This is a genomic window from Acidaminococcus sp. BV3L6 (assembly GCF_000468835.1).
Taxonomy (GTDB): domain Bacteria; phylum Bacillota; class Negativicutes; order Acidaminococcales; family Acidaminococcaceae; genus Acidaminococcus; species Acidaminococcus intestini.
In genome coordinates this window covers 37,831-64,559 of the sequence record NZ_AWUR01000011.1, presented here as the reverse complement: position 1 = coordinate 64,559, position 26,729 = coordinate 37,831, and the positions used below count along the sequence as shown (strand labels likewise).

The window sequence follows — 26,729 nt, the reverse complement described above, 5'->3', positions numbered from 1 at the left end:
GTTTTATATTTATGAGCCGCTCCTTCCTGTAACTTAATCAAATGCCCCTTGCCAATCACGTGGCTGGGGGCATTTGATTGTTATTTTCGTTATAAGACCAACCGTTGTGAGAAAAGAGATTTGACAGGCAGTGTTGTTTCTATGTGGGCGTTTTGGATGCGTGAGACGTATCAGGTGAACTCCTTGACCACCTTGATGTATTCCTTGGCGTGGAAAGGGAGGTAGGAATTTTTTCGATACGTTGCTACAAAATCAACGGTTGTCTTAGGAGATCCGATTGAAAACAAGGCTAATTGGTCGCGGTTGGGAATATACTTCAAATGGGTTTCCGTAATGAAGGTAAAGCCGTAATTCCGTGCTGCCAGCTCGGCTTCTGCTTGGATATTGCTTGTTTCAAGGATAATGTGGGGTTCAATGTGGCGTTTATGAAAGATCCTATCCACAATCAGCCGTGTGTGCTGCGTCCGGTTTTGAAGGATGAAATCTTGGTCTTTTAGGAAATGAAGGTCCATATAAGGATATTTACAGCCCGGCCGTTTCCTTCCATAGCGCGTAAAGGGATGCTGGGCACTCATGACAAGCACCAGTTCTTCATGACTGATGACGGTGTAGGCGAGAGCGGGATTGGCCTCTACAAAATTGAAAAAAGCCAGGTCAATGTCCCCTTCAATAATCATTTGGATGAGGGATTCGGAATTTGCTTCGTGAAGGTCAATCCTTACATTGGGATACTTATCATGAAAAATAGGCAGCGTGCAGGGAAGCATATACGTACCCCGCATTGCGGGGAAGCCAATCTTTAAATAGCCTTCATTGTTTTTTATGATATCGCCCATCTGCTGATCGAGTTCTTTTTTGAGGGCCAGGATTTCCTTGGCTTTTTTTATGTACTGTTCACCGGCATAGGTTGGGATATATTTATTACCCAATCTCTCAAACAAAGGAAGTCCAAGTTCTCCTTCAAGGCCTTTTAAGAACTTGGAGAGGGTGGGCTGGCTAAGGTAGAGGGATTCTGCCGCCCGCGTGATATTTTGCTGGCGCGCAATGGCCAGAAGATAGGTCAGATCTCGAAAATCCATTGGCTGTACTCCTTTCTTCCAGATTGTAAATCATCTTTAACCAATTATAACCCAAACTATTCATAAAAACCATGATTATTATTTTTTTTATGAACGTATGACATGAACCGAAGCACCATCTATACCATTAGTCCACTGGAAAAAAGCATGGCAAAGCGGCACTTTTTCATGCTCCCACCAATAAAACCATTCGCTTTTACCATGTTAAAAATAATTTTTATGAATTTAAATTATGAGGTTTTTCTTGTTATGATGTTTTCAGAAAATAACGATGACTGTTACCTATCTAATAAGGAGGGTTCATGATGACAACAAAGATCAAACTTCCTGTCACGTTGATGCGTGGGGGAACGAGTAAAGGAGCTTATCTATTAAGAAAGGATATGCCGCCTGAAAGGAAGGATTGGGACAGCGTCCTTTTGAAACTCATGGGAAGCCCTGACCGCAAACAGATCGACGGACTTGGCGGTTCCCAGTCCGTAACCAGCAAGGTCGCTATTATCGAAAAATCCAGTCGCTCTGATGCCGATGTGGATTACACCTTTGCCCAAGTATCTGTGGATAAGCCTGTATACGAATACCCGGAAAATCATTGTTGAAACGGTTAATACAGCAGATGGCCAGGTGTGTTATGACGGAGACTATGCTATTGCTGGCGTGCCCGGTACGGCCGCTCTCATCAAGCTTAGTTTCCTTGATTCCAGCGGTACCCTTGGTAAAGGCATCCTGCCAACGGGAAATGTGGTGGATGAACTTGAGATCCCCGATTTTGGCCGCCTGTCCTTTTCCATTGTCGACGCAGCAAACCCCTTGGTTTTTGTAACAGCTGATTCCATATAGATGAATGGGACGGAACAGCCGGAAGAAATCAATAAAGACGAAGCCCTGCTCCGACTCTTGGAATGTATCCGAGGAGATGTGTACGGCAGCTGCCGCCGCAATTCCAGGGACCCTTGTCCATAGCATTCTTTCCCCCTGCGGTAAGCTTCAAGAAATCAGGATTGGTCATGGTTCCGGCACGCTTGTTTGCGGCGTTGAAGCCGAAAAGGGACAGACGATTTCTTTCATTAAAGAAACGTATGGGTATCGAACGGCCCGTCTATTGATGAAAGGCGTAGCCCCTATTTTCTACTGAATCCACTGCTCGTAAGGGGCATCATGATGGATCTATCCTTGATTTCATTGATTGTTCTTGCCGTTGTCGTTGCCATTGGGTTTATCAAAAAAGTCAATATAGGCTTCTTTTCCATTGGCGCCGCTTTTCTGCTCGGTTCCTATGGACAGATGAGTGCCAAGCAGATTGCTGCAGGTTTTTCAAGTTCCATGTTTGTGACCTTGGTTGGGGTTACCTTTCTGTTTGGGATGGCCTCTGCCAATGGGACGCTCAATCTTTTTTCCAAGAAGGTCGTCGCTCTTGTAGGGAAGCGGACCTACTTGATTCCCATCTTGATGTTTGTGCTTTCTGCTTTCATTTCAGCCATTGGTCCTGGACATATTGCTGCTGGAATCTTGATGACGACCTTTGCCGTCTATCTTGCCTTCGAACTCAAGATCAATCCCATGGCAACGGCCCTTTATGCATAACTGGGAGCCAATGCGGGCTGTGCCTCTGTTCTTTCCTTGACAGGCATCCTTGCCAAGAATCTTTCTGAGCCGCTGGGTTACCAAGGCTTTGGGACGCATCTCTTCCTATCTACGTTACTTTCCGGCTTTGTCCTTACGCTTGTTGTCTATATCGGCTACAAGGGGTGGCGCGTCAACTCGGAAAATTCACTGAAGCTCTCTGAAATTCCCGCCTTTAATCGCAATCAGAAGATTACGATGGCTTCGATTGTGGCTATGGTTATTTTCTGTATTGGCTTTAAGTTTGATACGGGACTTTTTGCCTTTGCGGCAGCTTCTGTCCTGATCATACTGCATTGTGCCGATGAAAAAACGGCTATTCGTCAGATTCCCTGGGGCACCTTGATGATGATCTGCGGTGTGGGCGTCCTTGTGAATGTTCTGACAAAGCTTGGTGGAATCAAGCTGGTATCTGACTTTCTTGCTAGCCATATGACGGCCCAGACGGTGGTACCTATCATTGCCGCATCAAGCGGGATTCTATCCTGGATCAGCTCTACGACGGGTGTTGTCATGCCGACGCTGTTTCCAATCGCTGACGAGATTGCTCGGACATTTGCCGGACAGACAAACTATGTAGAACTTATCTCTGTCATTACGGCGACCAGTTTTGCTGCAGCCATCAGCCCATTATCGACGGGCGGTGCCATCATCATGTCAAGTTACTCTGCTTCCAAATCAACGACGACAGAGGAAATGAACACTATGTTCAAGACGCTCTTTCTCTTATCCGTGGCAAATGTGAGTATCAATGTTGTGATAGCGGCGCTTCATGTATTCTTCCTTGGCGGTCTGTTCCTTTAAATAAGGAAAAGATTTGTAAATTATATATAAAATTAAAAATATCAATTAGAAATTCTGATGGATATGAATCGCAAATCCGAATTGGTAAAATACATAGAAAATTTCGTATAATCCTTATGGGAGGATAAGTATTGGCCTTATTGCTTGGGATTTCCTACAATGGAACCAAAAGGCCGCGTGGCCGTTATGGAACCAAAAAGGAGAGACCAGCATGAACCGTGAAGAAATGATTGAACGCGCTAAGCAAGCTTTTGGGAAACTCATTGAAGAGGATCTTGACCGCATCGAAGGGATTAGGAAAGCGCCGCCCCGTAAGGATTTTCTCCATTTATCCCACGTAAAGGTGGGCATTATGCCCGGCGACGGCATTGGTCCCTATATCATGAAAGCAGCCCTTTTGGTGGCACGGAAATTGCTGAAAAAGGAAATCGCAGATCAACGCGTGGAATTTGTTCCAATTAAAGGAATGACCATTGAGGAACGGGCCCGTCAGAATAAGAGTCTGCCGCCTGCCGTTCTTGAGGCCTGCAAGGCCTGTGACATCCTTGTAAAGGGACCTTTCGTGACTCCCCGTGCGGGCGACAGGTGGCCCAATCTCCTGAGTGCCAACAGTTTGCTGCGCCGCCAGCTGCAGCTTTATGCAGCGGTCCGTCCCATTCGAATTCCTGAAAAGGGCATAGATTGGACCTTTTTCAGAGAAAATATTGAAGGCGAATACATTTGGGGCAACAAAGGGATTTGCGTCGGCGATGACCTTGCCATTGACTTCAAGATCCTTTCCAAGCCAGGAGCCGAACGGCTGTTCCGAAATGCATTTGAGTACGCTAAAAGTAGTGGGAAGACCAACATTACGGTGGCAACAAAAGCCAATATTGTCAAACTCGTCGACGGAAATTTCCTGAAGGTGGCCCATGCTATGGAAAAAGAATATCCCGGCATCCATGTGCGGGAAGAACTGATTGATTCCCTGTCTGCTAAATTGATGGACCCGGAATTCAATGCTGGTATGCAGGTCTTTGTGCTGCCCAACCTATACGGCGACATCCTCACTGATATTGCTGCCGAATACCAAGGAGGCCTTGGAACGGCCAGCTCTTCCAATATTGGCGATCAGTATGCCATGTTTGAAGCCATCCATGGGGTGGGGGTCTATCTTGTTGAGCACAATCGTGCCCAGTATGCCGATCCTTCCAGCCTGATTCGGGCGATGGGGGAAATGATGGCATTCATTGGTTACCCTGAAAAACGGGGCCGTCTTTTTAAAGCCCTTGATTTTTGTACCAAAGTGGAACGCAAGGCCGTCATTACGACGGATAAAGACGGGGCGACAGCAGAAGAATTTGCTGAATATGTTGTAGAAACCCTCCATAAGATGGAGGTGCAAGAATAACCCAAAAGAGCCAGGTAACAAAGAGAGGAGAGTTATCATGATCAAGTTGTTTGATAAGGGTGCCTATTTGCTGAATGGTACGGAACTTGTTCCGGAAGAACAGGCAGGGACGCTGAAAAGCCGTCTTGGCCGCGAAGTAACAGCAGAAGAAGCCAAAAAAGGCACGATTGCCTATGGTATCTTGAAGGAACACAATAAAAGCGCGAATATGGAGCAGCTGAACATCAAATTTGATGCCCTGACGAGCCACGATATTACCTATGTTGGCATTATCCAAACCGCCCGCGCTTCTGGTATGGACCATTTTCCCATGCCTTATATCCTCACGTGCTGTCACAATTCCCTCTGTGCTGTCGGTGGGACTATCAATGAAGATGACCACATGTTTGGTCTTTCGGCAGCCAAGAAATATGGCGGTATCTTCGTCCCTCCCCATTTCGCGGTCATCCATCAGTATATGCGAGAAATGTACGCTGGTTGCGGCAAGATGATCCTTGGCAGTGACAGTCATACCCGTTATGGTGCTCTCGGGACCATTGCAGTTGGTGAAGGCGGCGGGGAGCTTGATAAACAGATCTTGGGGGATACCTGGGATAACCCTTATCCCGGTGTTGTCGCCATCTACTTGACGGGGAAACCGGCTCCTTGGGTTGGACCGCATGATATTGCCCTTGCTATTTGCCGTGCCGTCTATGAAAAGGGCTATGTGAAAAATAAGATCATGGAATTTGTCGGACCGGGCGTTTCTTCCATGACAACGGACTATCGCAATGGTGTTGACGTCATGACGACGGAAACGACGTGCCTGTCTTCCATTTGGAGAACAGACAGCGATACGAAGGACTTTCTCAAGGAACACGGCCGCGAAAGTGATTATAAGGAACTGAATCCTGCAGATGTGGCATACTATGATGGCTGCGTCTATGTTGATCTTTCTACCATCAAGCCGATGATTGCCCTTCCATTCCATCCGTCGAATGCTTACGAAATTGATGAACTGAATGCCAATCTGATGGATATCCTTCGTGAGACGGAAAAAAAGGCCGAAAAAGTAGCCCAAGGCCGTGCCCAATATACCTTGACCGATAAAGTCAAGGACGGAAAGTTCATGGTCCAGCAGGGCGTCATTGGCGGCTGCGCCGGCGGTAACTACACAAACGTTGTAGAAGCGGCCAACCTTCTGCGTGGCAAGAGCATCGGTGCTGGGGAATTTACCCTCAATATCTATCCTTCGTCCATGCCGGTCTATATGGACCTTGCCAAAAAAGGATTCCTCACGGACCTCATGGCGTCCGGTGCCGTAATCAAGACGGCTTTCTGCGGGCCTTGCTTTGGCGCAGGCGACACGCCAAACAACAATGGGTTTTCCATCCGTCACAATACGCGCAACTTCCCGAACCGGGAAGGGAGCAAGCCCGGTCAGGGGCAGATGTCGGCAGTGGCCCTCATGGATTCCCGCAGCATTGCCGCAACAGCTGCAAATGGCGGCGCCCTGACAAGTGCGGAAACCTTTGCCGACACTTTTGGACATGTGCCTAGTTACCACTTCGATGACAGTGCCTACAAGGCCCGTGTCTACGAAGGTTTTGGTAAGGCGGAACCGAAAGAAAAACTTTATGAGGGACCGAATATCAAAGCTTGGCCTGAACTGCCCGCTTTAGGGGACAATATTCTCCTGCGCGTCTGTTCCAAGATTGAAGACCCTGTAACGACGACGGATGAACTTATTCCTTCCGGGGAAACATCCTCCTATCGTTCCAATCCATTGGGGCTTGCCGAATTTACCCTGTCGCGCCGTGATCCGCAGTATGTGGGGCGGACCAAAGCGGTCAAGGAACTGGAACTTGCCCGTGAAAAAGGCGAAGACCTCCTGCAAAAGGATGCCGATGTGGCAGCTGCTTTTACCGCCATCCACACCATTTCTGGCAGTGAAGATGTTACTCTTACCAATACGGAAATCGGTTCTGTCATTTACGCCAATAAACCGGGTGATGGCAGTGCTCGTGAACAGGCAGCCAGCTGTCAGCGCGTCATCGGCGGCCTTGCCAACATCACTCGTGAATATGCGACCAAACGGTATCGCAGCAACGTCATCAACTGGGGGATGCTGCCCTTTCATTTGAAAGATGAGACGATTGCCTTTGATGTCAACGATTTCATTTTTGTTCCTTCCATCAAGAAAATCCTCGCAGGGTCCATGGATGAGATTCCCGCCTATGTCCTGAAAGATGGCATGGCAAAAGCCATTACCCTTTATATCCTGCCCCTTAACGAGGAAGAAAAGGAAATCATCAAAGCCGGCTGCCTCATTAATTTCAATCGCAGCAAAAGAAAATAACAACCTCACTAAAAGAGCCTTCCCTCAGGGAGGGCTTTTTTAGACACTAGCAGTCTGCCTGTCGAATTGCTACTGGCATGGGTTGTGGAAGCGTGCTAAAATACAACTAAGTGCATCCAATTCACGGACTGCCTTTGATGCAGAAAGTAGGGATAACCTGATGGTCAATGAAAAAATGTATGAACTTGGATCGAAAAAATCGACGATCCGTGAAATCTTTGAGTATGGAAGGAAAAGGGCACAGGAGGTCGGAGAGGAAAATATCTACGATTTCAGCTTGGGAAATCCGAACGTACCGGCTCCCTCTTACATCAAGGAGGCTGTCCTTGATATCTTTGATACCGTGCCGACCCAAAAGATCCACAGCTATACGGTGGCTCCGGGTAATCCAGAGGTCCGGGAGATCCTTGCAAAGGATATCAACCGTCGTTTTGGCACGCATTTTACAAAGGACAATCTGTTCATGACCGCTGGCGCGGCGGCTTCCATTTCCATTACCTTCAAGGCCCTTGCCGAACCTGGCGATGAATTTGTCATTGTTGCCCCGTTTTTCCCGGAATACCGGCCTTTTGTTGAGGCAACCGGGGCCCGTCTCGTGGTTGTTCCCGCTCAGGTTGAAGATTTCCAAATCAATATGGACCTTTTTGAAAGGGCCCTGACACGCCATACTAAAGGGGTCATTGTCAATTCCCCCAATAATCCGAGCGGGGCCATCTACTCGGAGGAAACCATCCGAGCCCTTAGCGCGCTTTTACTGCGCAAGGAAAAGGAATACGGTCATCCCATTTATATCATCTCCGATGAACCTTATCGGGAAATTGCCTACCATGGCTATGAAGTGCCTTATATTCCACTATATTATAAGGATACCATCGTCTGCTACTCCTATAGTAAATCATTCTCCCTTCCAGGGGAGCGAATTGGCTATATCGTTATTCCCAGTGAAGTGACAGGCTTTGAAAAAGTATATCCTGCAATTTGCGGAGCGGCTCGGGTCCTCACCCATGTCAATGCTCCCAGCCTCTGGCAGCTTGTCGTGGCCCGCTGTGCAGGCAAACCAACGGATGCGGAACCGTATCGCATCAACGGGGAACTGCTTTATCAGGGTCTTATTGGTGTCGGTTTTACCTGTCTACGTCCGCAGGGGGCTTTTTATCTTTTCCCGAAGTGCCTGGAAGAAGATGATCATGCCTTCTGTAAACGGGCCATGAAGTATGATCTGCTCTTAGTACCGGGAACAGATTTTGGCGTGCCAGGCTATTTCCGTGCGTCATACTGCATCAATCGGGATACCATTAAACGGTCCCTGCCGCTTTTTAGGAAATTGGCCGAGGAATATGGCGTCAAACCGGGCGGTGTTTGACACGTATCTGTAAATTTTATATACTTAAGGAATGCCTCATCGGCATGTTAAGCTTGCAAAACGAACTGAACCGAGGGAGATACTTGCATGAAATATTTAACTGGTAATGAAATCCGTCAAAAATATTTGGATTTTTTCAAGGCACACGGTCATTTGGTTCTTCCCAGTGCCTCGCTCATTCCGCATGATGATCCGACCCTGCTGCTGATTGGGGCTGGAATGGCACCGTTCAAACCGTTTTTTACAGGGAAGATGAAACCGCCTTCTCCGCGCATTACGACCTGCCAAAAATGTGTTCGTACGGACGATATTGAAAACGTCGGCCGCACAGCTCGTCACCATACTTATTTTGAAATGCTGGGCAACTTCTCTTTTGGCGATTATTTCAAAAAGGAAGTCATTCCCTGGGCTTGGGAATTTTTGACCAAAGAGTTGGAATTGCCTGCGGATAAGCTTTGGATCACCATTTATCCCAAAGATGACGAAGCCTATCATATCTGGCACGATGTCGTAGGCGTCCCTGATGAACGTATTGTTCGTCTGGAAGATAACTTCTGGCAAATCGGCAGCGGTCCCTGCGGTCCGGACTCGGAAATCCATATCGACCTTGGCGCCGATAAAGGCTGTGGGGAACCAACCTGTGGTCCTGGCTGTGACTGCGGTCGATTCCTTGAATTGTGGAATCTTGTCTTTACTCAGTTCAACCAGAACGCTGACGGGACCTACACGCCGCTCAAACATAAGAATATCGATACCGGTGCCGGCCTTGAACGCCTTGCTTCCGTTATCCAAGGCAAGCCGTCAAACTTTGAGACCGATCTTATTTTCCCCATCATCGAACTTGCTTGCGAACTCTCCCATAAGAAATATAATGCAGATGCCAAAACCGATATTTCGCTTAAGGTTGTTGCTGATCATGCTCGCAGCTTGACCTTCATGATTGGGGACGGAATCCTTCCTTCCAATGAAGGAAGAGGCTATGTCCTGCGCCGCGTTTTGCGCCGTGCCATCCGTCATGGACGTCTCCTTGGCATTCGGGGCAAGTTCCTTGCCGCCCTTGCCGATAAGGTCATTTCCATGTATGGTGAGCATTACACGGAGCTCGTGGAAAAGAAGGAATTCATTGACAAGGTCATCGATATGGAGGAAACAAGCTTCCTCCAGACCCTTTCCCAGGGTACGGATCTGCTGAATGAAAAGATTGCCGCCATGAAAAAAGAAAACAAGACGGTCCTTAGCGGTGACGATGCCTTTAAACTTTATGATACCTTTGGTTTTCCTTGGGAAGTGACGGATGAAATCCTTCAGGAACAGGGCATGACCATGGATAAGGAAGGGTTCGACAAGGCCATGGCATCCCAGAAGGAGCGGGCCCGTAAGGCTCGCAACGATAAGGAAGGCCGCCCTGTTATGTATGATACGCGAAGCCTTCATTTGGAAGGACTCACGGTGGATGAAGCTTCTAAGGAAGGCGTGGTCGCCGCCCTGTATCAAGAAGGTGAAACCACGCCAATCAAAGAAGGCCATACAGGGGACAGCCTTGCGATCATCCTGACCAATACTGCCTTCCACGCCGAAGGGGGCGGGCAGCTTGGTGATACGGGCCGCCTGATTTCTGACGCGGGAATCTTTGATGTGGAAAATACAAAGAAACTCCCTGATGGCACGACTATCCACCTAGGAACGGTAGAATCGGGTGCTTTCTCGGTGGGTCAAGCGGTCACCTTTGAAGTCAACCTTGACCGCAAGGCTGACATTGCCCGCAATCATACGGCAACCCACCTTCTGCATGCTGCCCTCAAGAAAGTCCTGGGCGGTCATGTAAACCAAGCCGGCAGTTATGTTGGACCGGACCGGCTCCGGTTTGACTTCTCTCATTTTTCACCGCTTACGGCTGAGGAAGTAAGCCGTGTGGAAGACCTTGTGAATGAAGCTATCCTTGATGCGGTCGACGTCCAGATTTCCGAAGAGGATATTGATAAGGCCAAGGAAATGGGGGCTATGGCACTTTTTGGTGAAAAATACGGCAAGATTGTCCGCGTCGTCAATGTGCCAGGTCACAGCATGGAACTTTGCGGCGGCGTCCATGTCTCCAATACGTCCCGCATTGGTCTTTTCAAGATCCTTGGCGAATCAAGCGTCGGTGCTGGGCTGCGCCGTATCGAAGCGGTTACAGGACATGGAGCACTTCTTTACACCCGGGAACTAGAAGCCCTCCTCGAGGACGCTTCCCAGAAGGTGAAGGGTCGTCCCAACACCCTACTGAGCCGGATCGAAGCGCTTCAGGATGAACTGAAAGCAGAAAAGCATCACGCGGCTGAACTTGAACAAAAACTGGTTGCCGCTGCCGCGCAGTCCGCCGGAGATAAAGTAAAGGATGTCAAGGGGATTCCTGTCCTCATTGATGAAGTAAAGGTCGATGATGTATCGGCCCTTCGCAGCATGGGAGACCAGCTCCGTGACAAGACGGGCGGCATTGTTGTCCTCTTTGCAGCTATGGCACCGCAGAAGGTGAACATTCTGACCATGGCATCCAAAGAAGCCGTTGCGAAAGGGGCCCACGCCGGCAAGATTGTCAAAGCCGCTGCCCAGGTCTTGGGCGGTAACGGCGGCGGCCGTCTCGATATGGCCCAAGCTGGCGGCAAGAACAGTGGAAAGATTGCCGAGGCCATGGCGGAAACCCTGAAAGTTATTGAAAATATGATTCAATAAAGAAGGTGTCGTTACATGGATGCTAAAAGACGGATGGGAGAGGCCATGGGTCGGCTCCTTACGAAGAAACCGCTAAAATGCATCAGTGTTGAAGAGCTTGTTCGGGAATCCGGTGTCACTCGGGACGCATATGATAGGACCTTTGCGTCTATGACGGAACTGGCCCATTATGAGTTTCTTCATATTCTTGCCGTCCATGGCCGCGATATCCTGGGCAGCAAAAGTTGGTCCGAAGCTCTTTATAAGAAATTCCTTATGTATAAAAAATATGAGGGATTCTTCCGCCATCTGTATGAGAGTGATGATAATGAGCACTTTCGCCGGACCAACCGGCGCTTTGTCCGTGATGCCTATACCATGATGCTGAGGCACTATGGGGTGGACGTCCACGACCCCCATATTCAGTTTGCCGTGGAAATGGTTGTTTATGGCGGGGAAGAAATGACCATGCGCTGGATGATGGATGGAATGAAGGTTCCTATTGAGGTCATGTTGGTCCTCTTCCAGGAATCGATTCCTGTTTCCATCAGTCAGTATTTTTACTAATGGCCGAGATACTTTATGCTGTGCAGCTCGTTTCGGAAGCGGGCTGCTTGTTTTTCCCAAAAGGAGGGACTGTTCATGTCACGTACGACTCAAGAAACCACGATGTTTAAACCCGTTTCCAAGACGGAAACGGTTTCCCGGACCATCCACGAAGTCGTGGAAGCCCTCCAGGAAAAAGGTTATAATCCCATTGACCAATTGGCTGGCTACCTCTTGAGTGGGGACCCAGCCTATGTGACGAGCTATAAGGATGCCCGTCTGAAGATCCGCCAATTCAATCGCTATGAACTCATTGAAGCCCTTCTTCAATCCTATTTGAAGGAATTGCCCCAAAAATGAGGATCATGGGTCTTGACCTCGGAACACGCACCATCGGTGTCGCTGTAAGCGATGAGATGGGACTGATTGCGCGCGGCATCGAAACCATTCGGCGCAGCGGAACCAAGAATGATTTGGCACGCCTTCATGAATTGGTCCAAAAGGAAGAAGTGGGGGCTTTTGTCCTGGGCTACCCCAAAAATATGAATGGAACCATTGGTGAGCGCGGAAAAGCGAGTGAGGCTTTTTCCAAATTGCTGCAAACCGAATTCCCCGATGCAAAGATTACCCTTTGGGATGAACGGCTTTCCACGGTGGCGGCGGAAAAGGTTCTTATCGATGCAGATCTGACACGTAAAAAACGCAAGAAAGTCATTGATATGATGGCGGCCGTCGTCATCTTACAAAATTATCTGGACAGCCTAAGGAGGTAATGCCATGACAAAAGATCAAGATATGCTCCAAACCGAAGATCAAGAGGCTTTGGTTGTTGTTACTGACGATAAGGGGAATAAGACCTACTATGCAGAAGAAATGGTCATCCCTATTGATAACAAGAGTTTTGCCCTTCTTGTCCGTGAACCTATGGATGAAGAGGAAGCAGAAGCCTTGGAAGAAGATGACGCGGTCATGATTGCCCGCATTGAGTTCGATACTGACGGCGAACCTGTCTATGTGGATCCGACGGATGAAGAATTTGAGGCCGTTAAAAAGGCCTATGAAGAAATCACCCAGGAGATGGATGAAGAGTAAGGAGCAAAGGACATGGCCAAAAAGCTTGTATGTGTCCTTCTGGTTCTTTTGGCAGCCTTTAGTGGCGCTGTCTACTGGTACCTCCACGGATTCAACAGCAATGCTAACCTTGCAACAGGGGCATTGGTCCATTTTACCATCAAGGATGGCATGACAACACGGGATATAGCTGCTTTGCTTCATGAGGAGAAGGCCGTACGCAGTCCGGAATTGTTTCTCCTGACGGCAAAGCTGACCCATAAGGAAAGTATGCTGAAAGCGGGAAATTATGAAATCACGGCAGGCATGAGTGATGCCGAAATCATTGACATCATTGCGTCGGGAAAGACGCGCTACAACAAGTTTACTGTGCCTGAAGCTTCGAGCATCCCTCAGATTGCGGCCAAACTGGAAAAAGAAAAGTTGGGTTCGGCCGAAGCTTTCCAACAAGCGGCCATTGATTATGCACCGTATCCTTATATGGAGACGCCCAATCCCCATGTAATCTATAAGGCGGAAGGCTTTGCCTATCCGGCTACATATGATTTGCCGGAAGGCGCCACGGAAAAGGAAATCCTTGCCACCATGGTCAAGGAATTTAACCGTCGTCTAGATGAGGAGCTAAAGAATCAGATCAAAGCAAGCGGCATGAGTATTCGTGATGTGGTGAACCTTGCTGCCATGGTGGAAAAGGAAGCCGTTCATGAAGATGAGATGCCTCTTATTGCTGGTGTATTTCTGAACCGCCTTCATAAGAATATGCCCATCCAATCCGATACGACCATCCAATATCTTTTAGGGCATCAAAAGGGTGACCTTCGCTATGATGACCTTAAAGTGGATTCTCCGTATAATACGTACTTGTATCCTGGGCTTCCGCCAGGACCGATTGCAAGTCCCAGCGAGCAGGCAATCAAAGCTGTCCTCAATCCCCAAAAATCGGATTACCTCTATTTTGTAGCAGATAAGGATGGCTATCATCGTTTTACCAAGACCTATGAGGAACATAAGGCGATGATCCGAGCCATCCATGGAGATGTAGACATATGAATCAAATTGAACTTCTTGCACCTGCCGGAAGCCTCGATAAGTGTAAAATGGCGCTCCGCTATGGTGCCGATGCAGTCTATTTAGGCGGCAAGGCTTTCGGACTGAGGGCTTTTGCCGCAAATTTTTCAATGGAAGAAATCAGGGAGGCCTGCACGTTTGCCCATAACTTGGATAAAAAAGTCTATGTGACTGTGAACGTTGTTCCTCATAATGGTGATCTTCCCCAGCTTCCCTCGTATCTAAAGGACCTAGAGGACGCCGGTGTGGATGCGCTCCTTGTTTCTGATCTCGGGGTATGGATGATGGCCCGAAAAATCGTACCGAATCTGGCCCTTCATGTCAGTACCCAGGCTAACGTGACAAACTATGAGGCCGCCAAGGCTTGGGAGGCGCTCGGTGCTGAACGGGTGGTCCTTGCGAGGGAACTGTCCCTTGGGGAGATTTCCGAAATCGTGCGGAACATCCATGCAGAGGTTGAGGTCTTTGTCCATGGTGCAATGTGTATTTCCTATTCAGGCCGCTGCCTTTTGAGCAACTACTTTACGGGTCGGGACAGCAACCGAGGCGCTTGTGCACAAGTCTGCCGCTGGGAGTTTTCCTTAAAAGAGAAAAACCGTCCTGATGAAGCCTTTGATATTGCCGAAGATGAGCAAGGCACGTACATCATGAATTCAAAGGACCTTTGTCTCTTGGATCATCTGCCGGACCTCATCAAAAGCGGCGTAAAAAGTCTCAAAATTGAAGGTCGCATGAAGAGTGTCCATTATGTCGCAACAGTGGTGAGCGTTTATCGCAAGGCCATTGATGCCTATCTGAGGGATCCGGAACACTTTTCCGTGCTGCCTGAATGGCAGGAAGAACTGCTCAAAATTTCCCATCGTCCCTATACGACGGGCTTTTTTGAACACAGACCGGAAGCAGACGGTCAGGTCTATACAACAAGTTCCTATGAACAGACAGCGGATTTTGTAGGCCTTGTGAACGACTACGACGCTGCTTCGGGGCGGGTGACGCTGGAGCAGCGAAACAATGTGAAGGAAGGGGAAACCCTTGAAATCTTGACGCCTGGGGGAACGGTCTTTCCCTGGACCTTGTCGGACATGGAGGATGAAACGGGCACGCCCATTGCTGCCGCACCTCATGCACAGATGATCTTTACGGCCGTTGGGGACGCCCGCATGGAACCCTATTCCCTCGTAAGGCGCCTCAAAAAAGCCTAGAAAAAGGTTTTTCTATAAAATTCCGTATGATTTTGTACACTTTCCCTAAAATTTTCCCGTTTCAATATAGGCAAATTGCAGGGAATATGCTAATATAGTAGGGTACTTTTGTGGGAGGTCGCTTATGAAACCATTACCTACGCTCAGAACCTTCCTCCAAGAGGAAGGCGTACAGGGAATCTTCATCAAGGGGGATTCATCCATTCGCTATTTCACGGGCTTTACGGGCGGAGAAAGTCTTCTTTATGTAGACGCTTTACGGGCCGTTCTTATTACGGACTCGCGCTACATCCTGCAGGCGCAGCAGCAGGCTCCTGAATGTGAAATCCTGGAACACCAGCATGGCCTTTTTTCCGTCGTGGATCAGGTAAGACCAGCATGGCGTTTGGCCCTTGATGGTGACTATTTTTCCTATACGGAAGCCACGGCCTTGCAAAAGGCCCTTCCTAAAGCAAGTTTCAAGAATGTGAATCTCGTCTTTTTGAGGGCAGTCAAATCCCCAGAGGAACAGCGTAAAATGTTCAAAGCTGCCGCCATTGCTGACGACGCTTTTCATGAACTCATTCCCCATATCAAAGTGGGGCGGAGGGAATCTGAACTTGCTGCAGAACTTGAGTATAATATGCGAAAAAGAGGGGCCCAGAAAACCTCTTTTGATACGATTGTTGCTTCCGGCGTGCGCAGCGCCCTGCCTCATGGAGTGGCCTCAAATAAGGTCATTGAGGAAGGTGACTTCGTCACTTTTGATTTTGGTTGCATCTATGACGGTTACTGCAGTGATATGACTCGCACGGTCGTCATGGGAAAAGCGGCTCCTTGGCAAAAGGAAATCTACGAGATTGTCCTTGCCGCCAATGAACTGGGGGAAGAAGTCCTGTTCCCTGGCAAGACGGGTATTGAAGTGGATCAGGCCGTTCGTGATTTTATCGCGTCCAAGGGGTATGGTGCCTACTTCGGTCATGGACTGGGTCATGGTGTGGGTCTTGATATCCACGAAAAGCCGAACCTCAATAAAGGCAATCCGGATCCGATTCCTGTGGGTGCCATTGTAACGGTGGAACCGGGCATCTATTTGCCGGGCAAGGGCGGTGTCCGCATTGAAGATACCGTCATTGTAACGGAATGGGGTTGTGAGCGGCTGACGCTGGTTGAAAAGGAACTTATGGAAATCCTATAAGCTTAACAAGAAAATTTTTGGAGGGTGTTTCAATGATTTCTACGAACGATTTTAAAACAGGTGTAACAGTTGAAATTGACGGCGATGCTTGGCAGGTAGTTGAATTCCAGCACGTCAAACCGGGGAAAGGGGCAGCCTTTGTCCGTGCCAAGATGCGCAACCTCTGCACGGGTGCTGTTGTTGAACGTACGTTCAACGCCGCTGAACGTCTCCCGAATGCTGAGGTCGTTCGCCGTGAAATGCAGTACCTCTATGAAAATGATGGCATGTATGTCTTTATGGACAATGAAACCTACGAACAGATTGAGCTTAACAAAGATCAACTGGGCAGCGCTATGAATTTCCTGAAGGAAAATATGAACGTCAAGATTTCTTCTTTTGATAACCGGATCCTCGGGGTCGAACTGCCGAATACGGTTGAACTGACCGTTGTTGAAACGGAACCGGGCATCAAAGGGGATACCGCTACGGGCGGCAACAAGAATGCAACCATGGACACGGGCTATGTGGTAAAAGTCCCTCTGTTCATCAACGAAGGCGATGTGCTTCGTATCGATACCCGTACGGGCGAATACATCGAAAGAGCATAAGGGACTTCCTGCCCAAGGCAGGATTTTCCAATCGAAAACGAGCCTCGGAAATAGGCTCGTTTTTCTATATGACGGCAACCAGCCCTTTTGTACAGAAAGGAAAGCGACATGAAAACCATTTACCTCGTCCGTCATGGACGAACAAGGTCCAATGAAGAAGGCCGTTTCCAGGGCTGGGAGGACCATCCGCTCAGTCCAGTTGGACAGGAGCAGGCCCTTTCCCTAAAAAAACGAGCCCGTGACCTTATGGTTACGGCCCTTTATACATCCGATCTTATGAGGACCAAGGAAACAGCTCGGCCTCTTGCTGAGGAAAAACAACTTGTCCCACAGGCCCTTGCTGCATTCCGGGAAATTTCCTTTGGGGAGTGGGAAGGCTGCCGGATCAGAGACTTAAGAAAAACGGACTCGAAGCGCCTGCAGACGCTCTGGCTGACACCGACTCAAGTGACACTCTCCGGTGCTGAAGACCTTCAAGAGGCCCAGGCACGGGGAATGAAAGGACTTAATGAAGTCAAGGATGCCATGGAAGATGGCACGGCAGTGATGGTCGTAAGCCATGGCGGGATGATTCGCCTGTTATTATGCTGCATTCTTCAAGCCCCTATTGACTGCATGTGGCACTTGACATTGGATAATACAAGTGTGACCAAACTGACCTATGATGATTTGATGGGGTATCGCTTAATTTACCTGAATCAAATGGGATCCCTGACCTAAGTCGGAGGCACTCTCCTTTTGCGGTCATTTTCCCCTCTTGATGATATCTGGTATAATGGTATCATCCAAAAAAGTTAGGAGAGATTTTTATTTTAGAATTTAAACATGTCGATATATCGGATAAACCTATTTTTGATGACTACTATAATGAAGCGGATTATCGCGGCTCAGAATGCTGCTTTGGATCGACCTTCATTTGGCGTGGCTGCTATGACACATTCTGGGCAATCAGCCATGGTGCCCTTATTCTCAAGGTCACCGTTAATGGGGTTACCTTCGTCCTGCCTCCTTTCGGCGGCAAGGATGAGGATATGCCCCTTATCGTGAACGCACTGAAAGAATATTTTGGCGGGCCTTTTGAATTTCATGGAATTTATGAATCAACGATGGAACGATTCAAACGAACCATGCCGGAAATTACGGAGTACACAGAGGACCGGGATAACTGGGATTACGTCTATGACCGGGAGAAACTTGCGACCTTATCGGGACGAAAGTATCACAGCAAGAAGAACCATTACAATGCATTCATCAAGGAACACCCCGATTACGTCTATGAAGAAATCAATGCGGCAAACAAAGATGAATGTATTGCCTTTGGCAAGGCGTGGTGTGCCCAGCGGGCTGAGACCGATCCAACGATCAAATGCGAAGCCTGCGCCATTGAAGAAGGACTGAATAATATGGAATTCCTGAAGATCCGTGGCGGCCTCATCCGTTTGGATGGTCAGGTAAAAGCCTTTACCTTTGGGGAAAAGGTCAGTGAACACACGGCTGTTGTCCATGTCGAAAAAGCAGATCCCAATGTCCGCGGACTTTTTACAGCCATCAATAAGGACTTTGTCCAAAATGCCTGGCCAGATGTGCAGTTTATCAACCGAGAAGAGGATATGGGTAAGGAAGGACTTCGAAAAGCCAAGGAATCCTATAACCCCATCTTCATGGTCAAGAAATACAATACAATCATTCGTTAAGGGAGGTGGAGCATGGATTTTCGTCTCATCAATGAAAAGACGCTGCCCCAAGTGGCGGCGCTCTGGGATGAATGTTTCGAAAAAAAAGGGACCCCATTTTACGAATGGTATTTTTCCGAGTATGCATTGAAGCAGAATAAGATGTTAGGCGGTTTTGAGGATCATCGGCTGATGACAATGGTGCACCTGAACCCCTACACGATCCATGTAAGGAACAAGGATTTCCGCGTGCCTTATTTGGTTGGCGTCGCCACGGCTCCAGAAGCCCGAGGACGCCACGTAATGGGCGAACTCATGGATAAGACGTTTACCATGCTGCGGGCCATGAAGGTCCCCTTTGTCGTCCTGATGCCAATCCATGCCGGGATTTACCTGCCTTATGGCTTTAGTTTTACGGCCCTTCGCACCCAGTATGAATTGCCCCTGCGGGAGATTGACCTTGTAGGCGAGAGCCTTACGGGGTATACTTTTCATAGGATTTCTACCAAAGAGGCCGAGGCGCTGCTGGCGCCGGTTTATGATGACGCCATGGCGGCTTATACAGGATATGTCAAAAGAAACCACCAGGAGTGGGAAAATCTTCTTGGGTCAGGATCCCGAGAAGGCCTCGAAACTGTTGTGCTCAAAAACGGAGAAAAAACCTGTGGTTATGCCCTCTATCAGAAAGGGAAAGGAATCATAACCATCCAGGAACTGATGGCGCTTGCCCCGGCTGCCAAGCTGGAGCTTCTGCGTTATTTCAAGGGATTTTACGGAACCTTTGAGAAGCTTTCCTATCTTGGTCCCTGTGATGACCTGCTGTACCTGAGGCTCTCCAGTCAGCAGCTGGCGCCCCGGATGGTCCCTTTTATGATGGGAAGGATTGTGAACGCGGCCCAGGTCCTGCAAAGTCTTTCCGTTCCGGATTGCCTTGTAGGTAGGGAACTCGTCATTGGAATCCGGGACGAGCAGGTGCCCCTCAATACGATGCTCGTGAAGATGCATTTTGATGAAAAAGGGATAACCCTTTTCAATACGCTTGATGATCCAACGGTTCTCATGGATATTTCCAGTCTGACCCAGCTCTTTTTCGGGACGTACGGGGCCCGGGAGCTGAAAGACGCGGGCTTTATCCACGTGGAAGAAGAATCATCCCTGTGGACGCTTGAAACGTTGTTCCCCAAAAAAGTAAACTTTATCAATGAATATTTTTAAGGGAGGCTGTCATGAGCGAATCGATGAGAAGGATTTATGTGGAAAAAAAGAAGGAGTATGCTGTTGAAGCAGCAGGACTCCTGGCAGATCTTGTGGGAACCTTGGGCATGACCCAGCTGACGGGGCTGCGTATCGTCAATCGCTACGATATTGCAGGATTGTCCGATGAGGACTATGAAGCTGCTAAACGGGTTGTCCTGTCTGAACCGCCGGTAGATACGGTTCATGATGAGACGCTGGAAATCCCAGAAGGCGTGAAGAGCTTTGCCATTGAACTCCTGCCTGGCCAGTATGACCAGCGGGAAGACTTTGCCGCTCAGTGTGTACAGCTCATTAGTCAGGGTAAACGGCCCGCAGTTGCTGCTGCAAAGGTCATCCTTCTGGAAGGCAATCTGACCGATGCTGACGTTGAAAAAATCAAAAAGTACACCATCAACCCTGTAGAAGCCCAGGAAGCCTCCACACAAAAACCTGACAGCCTGGAAATGAGCTGGGAAGCTCCGAAACCAGTTGCCATCATCAAGGGCTTCACGCAGTTTTCCAAGGAAGAACTCCATCAGTTCCTTACGGAACAGGAACTGGCCATGAGTGAAGCAGACCTTGCTTTTATCCAGGAATATTTCCAGAAAGAAGGCCGGAATCCTTCCATTACTGAAATCAAGGTTCTTGACACATACTGGTCCGATCATTGCCGCCACACCACTTTTGAAACCAATCTTGAGAAAATCAATATTGAGGAGAGCGTCTATACGGAACCTATCCAGCAGGCTTTGGAACGCTACCTGAAGGATCGAGAATTTGTCTATGGCAAGGATACAGAGCGGCCTGTCACGCTGATGGACATGGCTTGCCTTGCGACCAAGAAGATGAAAAAAGAAGGCCATCTGCCTGATTTGGATGCCTCTGAGGAAATCAATGCCTGCAGCATTGTTGTCCCCATTACGGTAGATGGAAACGAAGAAGAATGGCTCGTCATGTTTAAGAACGAGACCCATAACCATCCCACGGAGATTGAGCCTTTTGGTGGTGCGGCAACCTGTCTTGGCGGTGCCATCCGTGATCCATTGAGCGGCCGCAGCTATGTCTATCAAGCCATGCGTGTCACGGGCTCAGGTGACCCACGTACGCCTTATGATAAGACCCTTGTTGGGAAATTGCCACAGCGTAAAATCACCCAAGGCGCCGCTGCTGGCTATAGTTCCTATGGCAACCAGATTGGCCTTGCTACAGGTCTTGTAGAAGAATATTATCACAACCGTTTTGTAGCCAAGCGGATGGAGGTCGGCGCTGTAATCGGCGCGGCACCTCGTGATGCCGTCGTCCGTGAACGACCCAGTGATGGTGACCTTGTTGTACTTCTTGGCGGCCGTACGGGCCGTGATGGTATGGGCGGCGCAACGGGTGCGTCCAAGGAACACACGACCAAATCCCTCAGTGAATGCGGGGCAGAGGTCCAGAAGGGCAATCCTCCCAACGAACGTAAGATCCAGCGTCTTTTCCGCAATCCTGAAGTGACCTGTCTCATCAAGCGCTGTAACGACTTTGGCGCAGGCGGCGTTTCCGTAGCGATTGGGGAACTTGCTCCGGGGCTTGTCATTAATCTGGATAAGGTTCCCAAGAAATATGAAGGCCTTGATGGTACGGAACTTGCCATCAGTGAGTCCCAGGAACGTATGGCTGTTGTCATTGCCGCCAAGGACCTGAAGGCATTCATGGATGCAGCCGATGAAGAGAACCTGGAAGCAACGGTTGTTGCCGAGGTGTCCAAGGATCCACGCCTTGTCATGTACTGGCGTGGGGAAAAAATCGTCGATCTTTCGCGTGCCTTCCTCGATACGAATGGGATTTCCCAAAAGGCTGACGTTGAAGTGGAAGCCATTACGGCGCCTTCTCCTTTCAATGAAATCCCCGAACAAGTGCAGGGCCTTTCGTCCATCAAGGATCGCTGGCTCCGTAACCTGGACCGCTTGAACGTCTGCAGTCAGGAAGGGCTGGGGGAACGTTTTGATGGGACCATCGGACGTGGGACTGTCATCATGCCTTTTGGCGGTAAGCGTCAACTGACTCAATCCGAAGGGATGGCGGCCCGGATTCCAGTACTGGGCGGCAAAACGACGGCGGCCTCTGTCATGGCCGCTGGTTATAATCCAAACGTCGCTTGCTGGAGTCCTTATCATGGCGGTATGTACGCAGTCGTGGAATCTGTCTGCCGTGCAGCAGCCCTTGGCGCCGATCCTAGCAAGCTGCGTCTTTCCATGCAGGAATATTTCCCAAAACTCCATGACAGCAAGCATTGGGGACAACCGCTCAGCGCACTGTTAGGAGCCTACGAAGCTTGCTGCGAGCTGGGCCTTCCTGCCATTGGCGGAAAGGATTCCATGAGTGGTACTTTTATGGATCTTGAAGTTCCGCCTTCGCTCATCAGTTTTGCTGTAGGCGTCATGGATGGTCGGGACACGATTTCCAATGAATTCAAAAAAGCCGGTCATACCGTGGTATTCCTGCCTGCTAGCTGTGATGAACATGAAGTCATTGATTACGACGCCTTAAAGAAACTCCTTGCTTCCCTCCATAAGGGCATCCTTTCCAAGCGGGTCATTACGGCTGGTGTGGTCAAGGAAGGCGGTGTCGCTGCCGCGATTTCTGCCATGTGCCTTGGCAACGAGCTCGGATTTTCCTTTGTTAAGCCATTCCTTCACGAGGAATGTCTCTTCACACTGCAGCCTGCTGGTTTCCTTGTAGAACTTGAAGATGGGGCAGATGCGGAAGAAGTTTTTGCGGGGACGGATCTTCTCGTTCTGGGAACCTTGACCGATGAGGGCAAAGTGGTCGTCAACGATACAGAAATCAGTCTTGCTGAAATTGAAGCCGCCTATACGAAGACCCTGGATAAGATTTTCCCCATGAAGGCACCGCGGAAAGAAAAGAAGGATGTACGCATGCCGGCTTACACCAATGATCTTCCGCTGACCGCTCCCTATAACGTTGCCAAACCGACGGTCTTCATTCCCGTATTCCCAGGAATCAACTGCGAATATGATACGGCTGCCGCCTTTGAAGCCGCTGGAGCGAAGACGGATATCTTCGTAATCCGCAACCTGACGCCAGACGCCATCAAGGAATCGGTGGAAGAAATGGCCAAACGAATGAAACAGGCGCAGATCATGGCTCTTCCCGGTGGCTTCTCTGCCGGTGATGAACCGGATGGTTCTGGTAAGTTCATGGCCACCATGTTCCGCAACCCAACTCTTACAGAAGCCGTGGAAGATCTTTTGACGAACCGTGATGGCCTGATCCTTGGAATCTGCAACGGGTTCCAAGCCCTGATCAAGCTCGGCCTTGTGCCGTACGGTCATATTGTACCGCTGAAGGATGATTCCCCGACGCTGACGTTCAATACCATTGGCCGTCATATTTCCCGAATGGTCGACACAAAAGTGGTTTCCAACAAATCTCCGTGGCTCAGCCTTTGCGAACCTGGTGATATCCATACCATCGCCGTTTCCCATGGGGAAGGCCGTTTCGTAGCGACGGAGGAGGAAATCAAACACCTTGTTGCCAATGGCCAGATTGGCACCCAATATGTTGACCTTGCCGGCAATCCGACCATGGAAAGCCCGTACAACCCGAACGGTTCCTTCTATGCCGTCGAGTCTGTTACCAGCCCCGATGGCCGCGTCCTCGGCAAGATGGGCCATTCCGAACGCTACACCGATGGCCTCATGAAGAACATTCCGGGCAACAAGTTCCAGCCAATCTTCCTGTCCGGTGTACAGTACTTCAAATAAGTTGTTCAGCTCCTGTCTAAACAGAGGATCCACCTCCTTGGGGGGTGGGTCCTTTTTCTGTGCCGGAAGGGGTGGCTATGGCTTTTTTCATCAATTTCTACTATAATGCAGGGTGATACAGTTCTTAGATGCAGAATCCATCTTTGCTGATTTTGTTCCCTGAATGGAGGTTATCCAATATGCAGTTTTCCCTGAATGATAAGGTCCATGGCTTTCGCGTGGATCGAATCACCGATCTTTGTGATATCAAGGCCATGGGCTATGAAATGACCCATGAAAAAAGTGGGGCCCGTCTTTTTTATGTGGCTTCTGACGATGACAACAAAGTCTTTACCATTGGGTTTCGGACGCCCAGTCGGGATGATACCGGTGTGGCCCATATAACGGAACATTCCGTACTTTGCGGGTCCCGCAAATACCCGGTCAAGGAACCCTTTGTCGAACTTGTGAAAGGGTCCCTCAATACGTTTCTCAACGCCATGACCTATTCCGATAAAACGGTCTATCCTGTAGCGAGCCGCAATGATAAGGATTTCAGGAATCTAGTCGATGTGTATCTTGATGCTGTCTTTTATCCCAATACCTATAAAAACCCCTTCACGCTTCGTCAAGAAGGCTGGCACTATGAATTCGATGAAGCGGGCCAGCTTGTCTATAACGGCGTCGTCTACAATGAAATGAAAGGGGTCTATTCTTCCCCTGATGCCGTAGAAGAAAATGAGGTGAACAAGGCCCTTTTCCCGGATACGCCGTACCGTTTTGAATCGGGCGGTTATCCAGAGGAGATTCCTACTTTGACGCAGGAAATGTTCCTTGATTTCCATAAGACTTATTACAGTCCCCAGAATAGTTTCATCTATCTTTATGGCAATATGGATATTGATGCCTATTTGTCTTATTTGGATGAAGCTTACCTGAGCCATTTTGATAAAGATCCGGATTTTTCCGTCAAGATTCCCCTGCAGGCCCCCTTTGACCGGACAAAAGAAGTGACGGCCTACTATCCGGAAGCCCAGGGGGTGGACGTGGATCACAAGACCTATCTTTCCCTTAACATTGTTATGGGATCAAGCCTTGACCAGAAACAGACCATGGCCCTTAAAGTCCTTACAAAGGTCCTTTTTGAAGGCGATAACGCCCCCTTGCGCCTTGCCCTCCTGCGGGCCGGTCTCGGCAGCGATGTATCAGGCAGCCTCAATGCCTCCCAGCTCCAGCCCGTTCTTTCTATCCGCATTAGCGGCAGTGAGGAAAGTGAAAAAGACCGTTTCATCAAGGTTCTTTACAGCACGCTCCAGGAGCTTTCCCGCAAGGGCATCCCGCAGGAACTTATGGAAGCAGAACTCAGCAGCGAAGAATTCAAGATGCGCGAAGCTGATTTCAATGTCTACCCAAAAGGACTCATCTATGGACTTTCGATCATGGAGACCTGGCTTTATGGTGGGGATCCTACGACGTGCCTAAAATTTACGGAAACCTTGGATTTCCTGCGCGGTAAAATCGGCACGCATTATTATGAGTCCCTCATTGAAACGCTCCTTCTTGATAACACGCATAAAGTGCTCCTGACGCTGAAGCCGGAGCCGGGGAAGGAAGAAAAGGACGGCGCCCTCTTCCGAAAAAAGATGCAGGCCATCAAAGAAGGCCTCTCACAGGATGAAATCAATGAAATCAAGGTCATTGCCGATGAACTCCATGCCCGTCAGGCGGCAGAAGACTCACCGGAAGCACTGGAAACAATTCCTTTATTAAAGCGGGATGATATCAAGCGGACGGTTTCCTTTGAAACACCTGTAGTCACGGAAAAGGGGAGCTATACCCTGCTTTACCGCCCTGCCTTTACGAACCAAATCGTCTATTATGATTGGTGTTTTGATATGACAGGCGTACCGGAAGACCTTCTCACATGCGCATATTTGCTTTCTGACGTCCTCGGAAAGGTCAATACGGATACATTCACCTATGAAGAATTAAACACGTTTACAGACCAATATATTGGAGGACTTTCCTTTGCTATCCAGCCTTATACCTCCTATCGGGACATGAATGACTTCAGGAACTATTTCAAGGTGACGGCCAAAGTTCTGGAACATAATGAGGACCGGCTCTTTGAGCTTCTTGAAGCCCTGGCACTAACCAGCCATGTGGGGGACAAGGCCCGCCTCAAGGAAATCGTGGAAGAAGTCAAGGCGGGTTGGGATGCATTGTTTTTCTCACGAGGCATGACCGTTGCCACCATCCGTCTTTCTAGTTATTTCTCCGATTCCGGCCGCTCCAGCGAGCATGATCAGCTGACCTATTACCAGTTCCTCCAGGATCTGTGCGCGCATTTTGAGGAAAAGGCGGACCGCGTCATTGAAAACCTGAAGACTTTGATGTCCGCTTTCTTCAATAAGGACCGTCTTGTTATGAGCCTTTGCTGTGACGAAAGCCACAGGGAAACGGCAGAAAAGAAGATGGAATCCTTTGTCGATCAGCTGCCCCATTCTTCCTTTGCCGGAAAGCCAGTGCCGGAGTTTGCTGCACCGGGCCTTAATGAGGGCATTACGACCAGCGGCAAGGTCCAGTATGTTCTTGCCGGCGGCAATTTCCGTGCCCATGGCCATGACTATACGGGCGCCATGAAGGTCCTTGAAACTATCCTTCGCTATAGCTATCTTTGGACCAAGATCCGTGTTCAGGGAGGTGCTTATGGGGCAGGGGCGCGCTTTGATCAGAACGGGCTGTTCTATCTGTCCAGCTACCGCGATCCACAGCTCATGAAGACGCTCAGCACCTATGAAGGACTGCCTGAGTATCTGGAACATTTTGAAGCCTCAGAACGGGAAATGACCAAGTATGTCATCGGGACCATCAGTCTGCTTGATACGCCGCTGACAAATGCTATGCGGCTTGAAAAAGCCATTACGACCTATCTGCGCGGCCTGCCCAAGGACCTTGCCCAGACCTACCGCGATGAAGTCATTGACTGCTCGGTAGAAGATATCAGGGCTTTGGCGCCTGTTGTGCGGGACGTTCTTTCTGATGGATATCGATGCGTTGTAGGCAGCAAGGAAGCCATTGAAGAAAATAAGGATGTCTTTGAGAAGATTTTCAAGGCCTAGGAAGAAAAAT

The 26,729-nt window shown here is 49.2% G+C and carries 19 protein-coding genes and 2 pseudogenes; 20 read left to right on the top strand and 1 reads right to left on the bottom strand.

The window, feature by feature from the left end; genetic code table 11:
- Positions 1–170 precede the first annotated feature (170 nt).
- Positions 171–1,079: a LysR family transcriptional regulator gene (locus HMPREF1246_RS03205; RefSeq protein WP_009014699.1), complete on the bottom strand. Its 909-nt coding sequence runs from the start codon at positions 1,077–1,079 to the stop codon at positions 171–173.
- A 302-nt stretch (positions 1,080–1,381) separates the two neighbouring features.
- Between HMPREF1246_RS03205 and HMPREF1246_RS10760 the strand changes: the two are divergent.
- The 20 genes and pseudogenes from HMPREF1246_RS10760 to HMPREF1246_RS03110 all read left to right on the top strand — a co-directional run bounded on the left by HMPREF1246_RS10760 (position 1,382) and on the right by HMPREF1246_RS03110 (position 26,719).
- Positions 1,382–1,919: pseudogene (locus HMPREF1246_RS10760) on the top strand (PrpF domain-containing protein).
- 76 nt (positions 1,920–1,995) lie between these two features.
- Positions 1,996–2,214 (top strand): PrpF domain protein, encoded by a 219-nt coding sequence (locus HMPREF1246_RS10755; protein ID WP_021736651.1) that lies wholly within the window; start codon positions 1,996–1,998, stop codon positions 2,212–2,214.
- 26 nt (positions 2,215–2,240) lie between these two features.
- Positions 2,241–3,506, top strand: a pseudogene (locus HMPREF1246_RS11055) (SLC13 family permease).
- Positions 3,507–3,717: 211 nt separating this feature from the next.
- Positions 3,718–4,896, top strand: a complete 1,179-nt coding sequence (locus tag HMPREF1246_RS03190) for an isocitrate/isopropylmalate family dehydrogenase (RefSeq protein ID WP_021736667.1) — start codon at positions 3,718–3,720, stop codon at positions 4,894–4,896.
- Between the two features lie 37 nt (positions 4,897–4,933).
- A complete protein-coding gene (locus HMPREF1246_RS03185; RefSeq protein ID WP_009014703.1) occupies positions 4,934–7,234 on the top strand; it encodes a hydratase in 2,301 nt (766 codons plus the stop codon).
- 160 nt (positions 7,235–7,394) lie between these two features.
- Positions 7,395–8,597, top strand: a complete 1,203-nt coding sequence (locus HMPREF1246_RS03180) for a pyridoxal phosphate-dependent aminotransferase (protein WP_016459512.1) — start codon at positions 7,395–7,397, stop codon at positions 8,595–8,597.
- Positions 8,598–8,684: 87 nt separating this feature from the next.
- Positions 8,685–11,309, top strand: coding sequence for an alanine--tRNA ligase (gene alaS / locus HMPREF1246_RS03175; protein ID WP_021736665.1), 2,625 nt, complete (start codon positions 8,685–8,687; stop codon positions 11,307–11,309).
- A gap of 15 nt (positions 11,310–11,324) precedes the next feature.
- Positions 11,325–11,855: a TetR-like C-terminal domain-containing protein gene (locus tag HMPREF1246_RS03170; RefSeq protein ID WP_009014706.1), complete on the top strand. Its 531-nt coding sequence runs from the start codon at positions 11,325–11,327 to the stop codon at positions 11,853–11,855.
- 75 nt (positions 11,856–11,930) lie between these two features.
- Complete coding sequence (locus tag HMPREF1246_RS03165) at positions 11,931–12,194, top strand: IreB family regulatory phosphoprotein (protein ID WP_009014707.1); 264 nt, start codon at positions 11,931–11,933, stop codon at positions 12,192–12,194.
- Positions 12,191–12,607: a Holliday junction resolvase RuvX gene (gene ruvX / locus HMPREF1246_RS03160; protein ID WP_009014708.1), complete on the top strand. Its 417-nt coding sequence runs from the start codon at positions 12,191–12,193 to the stop codon at positions 12,605–12,607. Before HMPREF1246_RS03165 ends, ruvX begins: the two co-directional genes overlap by 4 nt.
- A 4-nt stretch (positions 12,608–12,611) precedes the next feature.
- Positions 12,612–12,926: a DUF1292 domain-containing protein gene (locus HMPREF1246_RS03155; protein WP_009014709.1), complete on the top strand. Its 315-nt coding sequence runs from the start codon at positions 12,612–12,614 to the stop codon at positions 12,924–12,926.
- A gap of 12 nt (positions 12,927–12,938) precedes the next feature.
- Entirely contained in the window at positions 12,939–13,955 is a 1,017-nt protein-coding gene (gene mltG / locus HMPREF1246_RS03150) for an endolytic transglycosylase MltG (protein ID WP_021736673.1), read from the top strand.
- Positions 13,952–15,175 (top strand): U32 family peptidase, encoded by a 1,224-nt coding sequence (locus HMPREF1246_RS03145; RefSeq protein WP_009014711.1) that lies wholly within the window; start codon positions 13,952–13,954, stop codon positions 15,173–15,175. Before mltG ends, HMPREF1246_RS03145 begins: the two co-directional genes overlap by 4 nt.
- A gap of 124 nt (positions 15,176–15,299) precedes the next feature.
- On the top strand, positions 15,300–16,352 hold the full coding sequence (locus HMPREF1246_RS03140; protein ID WP_009014712.1) for a Xaa-Pro peptidase family protein: 1,053 nt from the start codon (positions 15,300–15,302) through the stop codon (positions 16,350–16,352).
- Positions 16,353–16,384: 32 nt separating this feature from the next.
- Positions 16,385–16,942, top strand: a complete 558-nt coding sequence (efp, locus tag HMPREF1246_RS03135; RefSeq protein WP_009014713.1) for an elongation factor P — start codon at positions 16,385–16,387, stop codon at positions 16,940–16,942.
- A gap of 108 nt (positions 16,943–17,050) precedes the next feature.
- Complete coding sequence (locus tag HMPREF1246_RS03130) at positions 17,051–17,662, top strand: histidine phosphatase family protein (RefSeq protein WP_016459513.1); 612 nt, start codon at positions 17,051–17,053, stop codon at positions 17,660–17,662.
- 83 nt (positions 17,663–17,745) lie between these two features.
- Entirely contained in the window at positions 17,746–18,636 is an 891-nt protein-coding gene (locus HMPREF1246_RS03125; protein WP_306511538.1) for a DUF2156 domain-containing protein, read from the top strand.
- A 12-nt stretch (positions 18,637–18,648) separates the two neighbouring features.
- A complete protein-coding gene (gene eis / locus HMPREF1246_RS03120) occupies positions 18,649–19,830 on the top strand; it encodes an enhanced intracellular survival protein Eis (RefSeq protein ID WP_021736671.1) in 1,182 nt (393 codons plus the stop codon).
- Positions 19,831–19,841: 11 nt separating this feature from the next.
- Positions 19,842–23,618, top strand: a complete 3,777-nt coding sequence (locus HMPREF1246_RS03115; protein WP_021736674.1) for a phosphoribosylformylglycinamidine synthase — start codon at positions 19,842–19,844, stop codon at positions 23,616–23,618.
- Positions 23,619–23,797: 179 nt separating this feature from the next.
- Positions 23,798–26,719, top strand: coding sequence for an insulinase family protein (locus HMPREF1246_RS03110; RefSeq protein ID WP_009014718.1), 2,922 nt, complete (start codon positions 23,798–23,800; stop codon positions 26,717–26,719).
- The last annotated feature ends 10 nt before the right edge of the window (positions 26,720–26,729 follow it).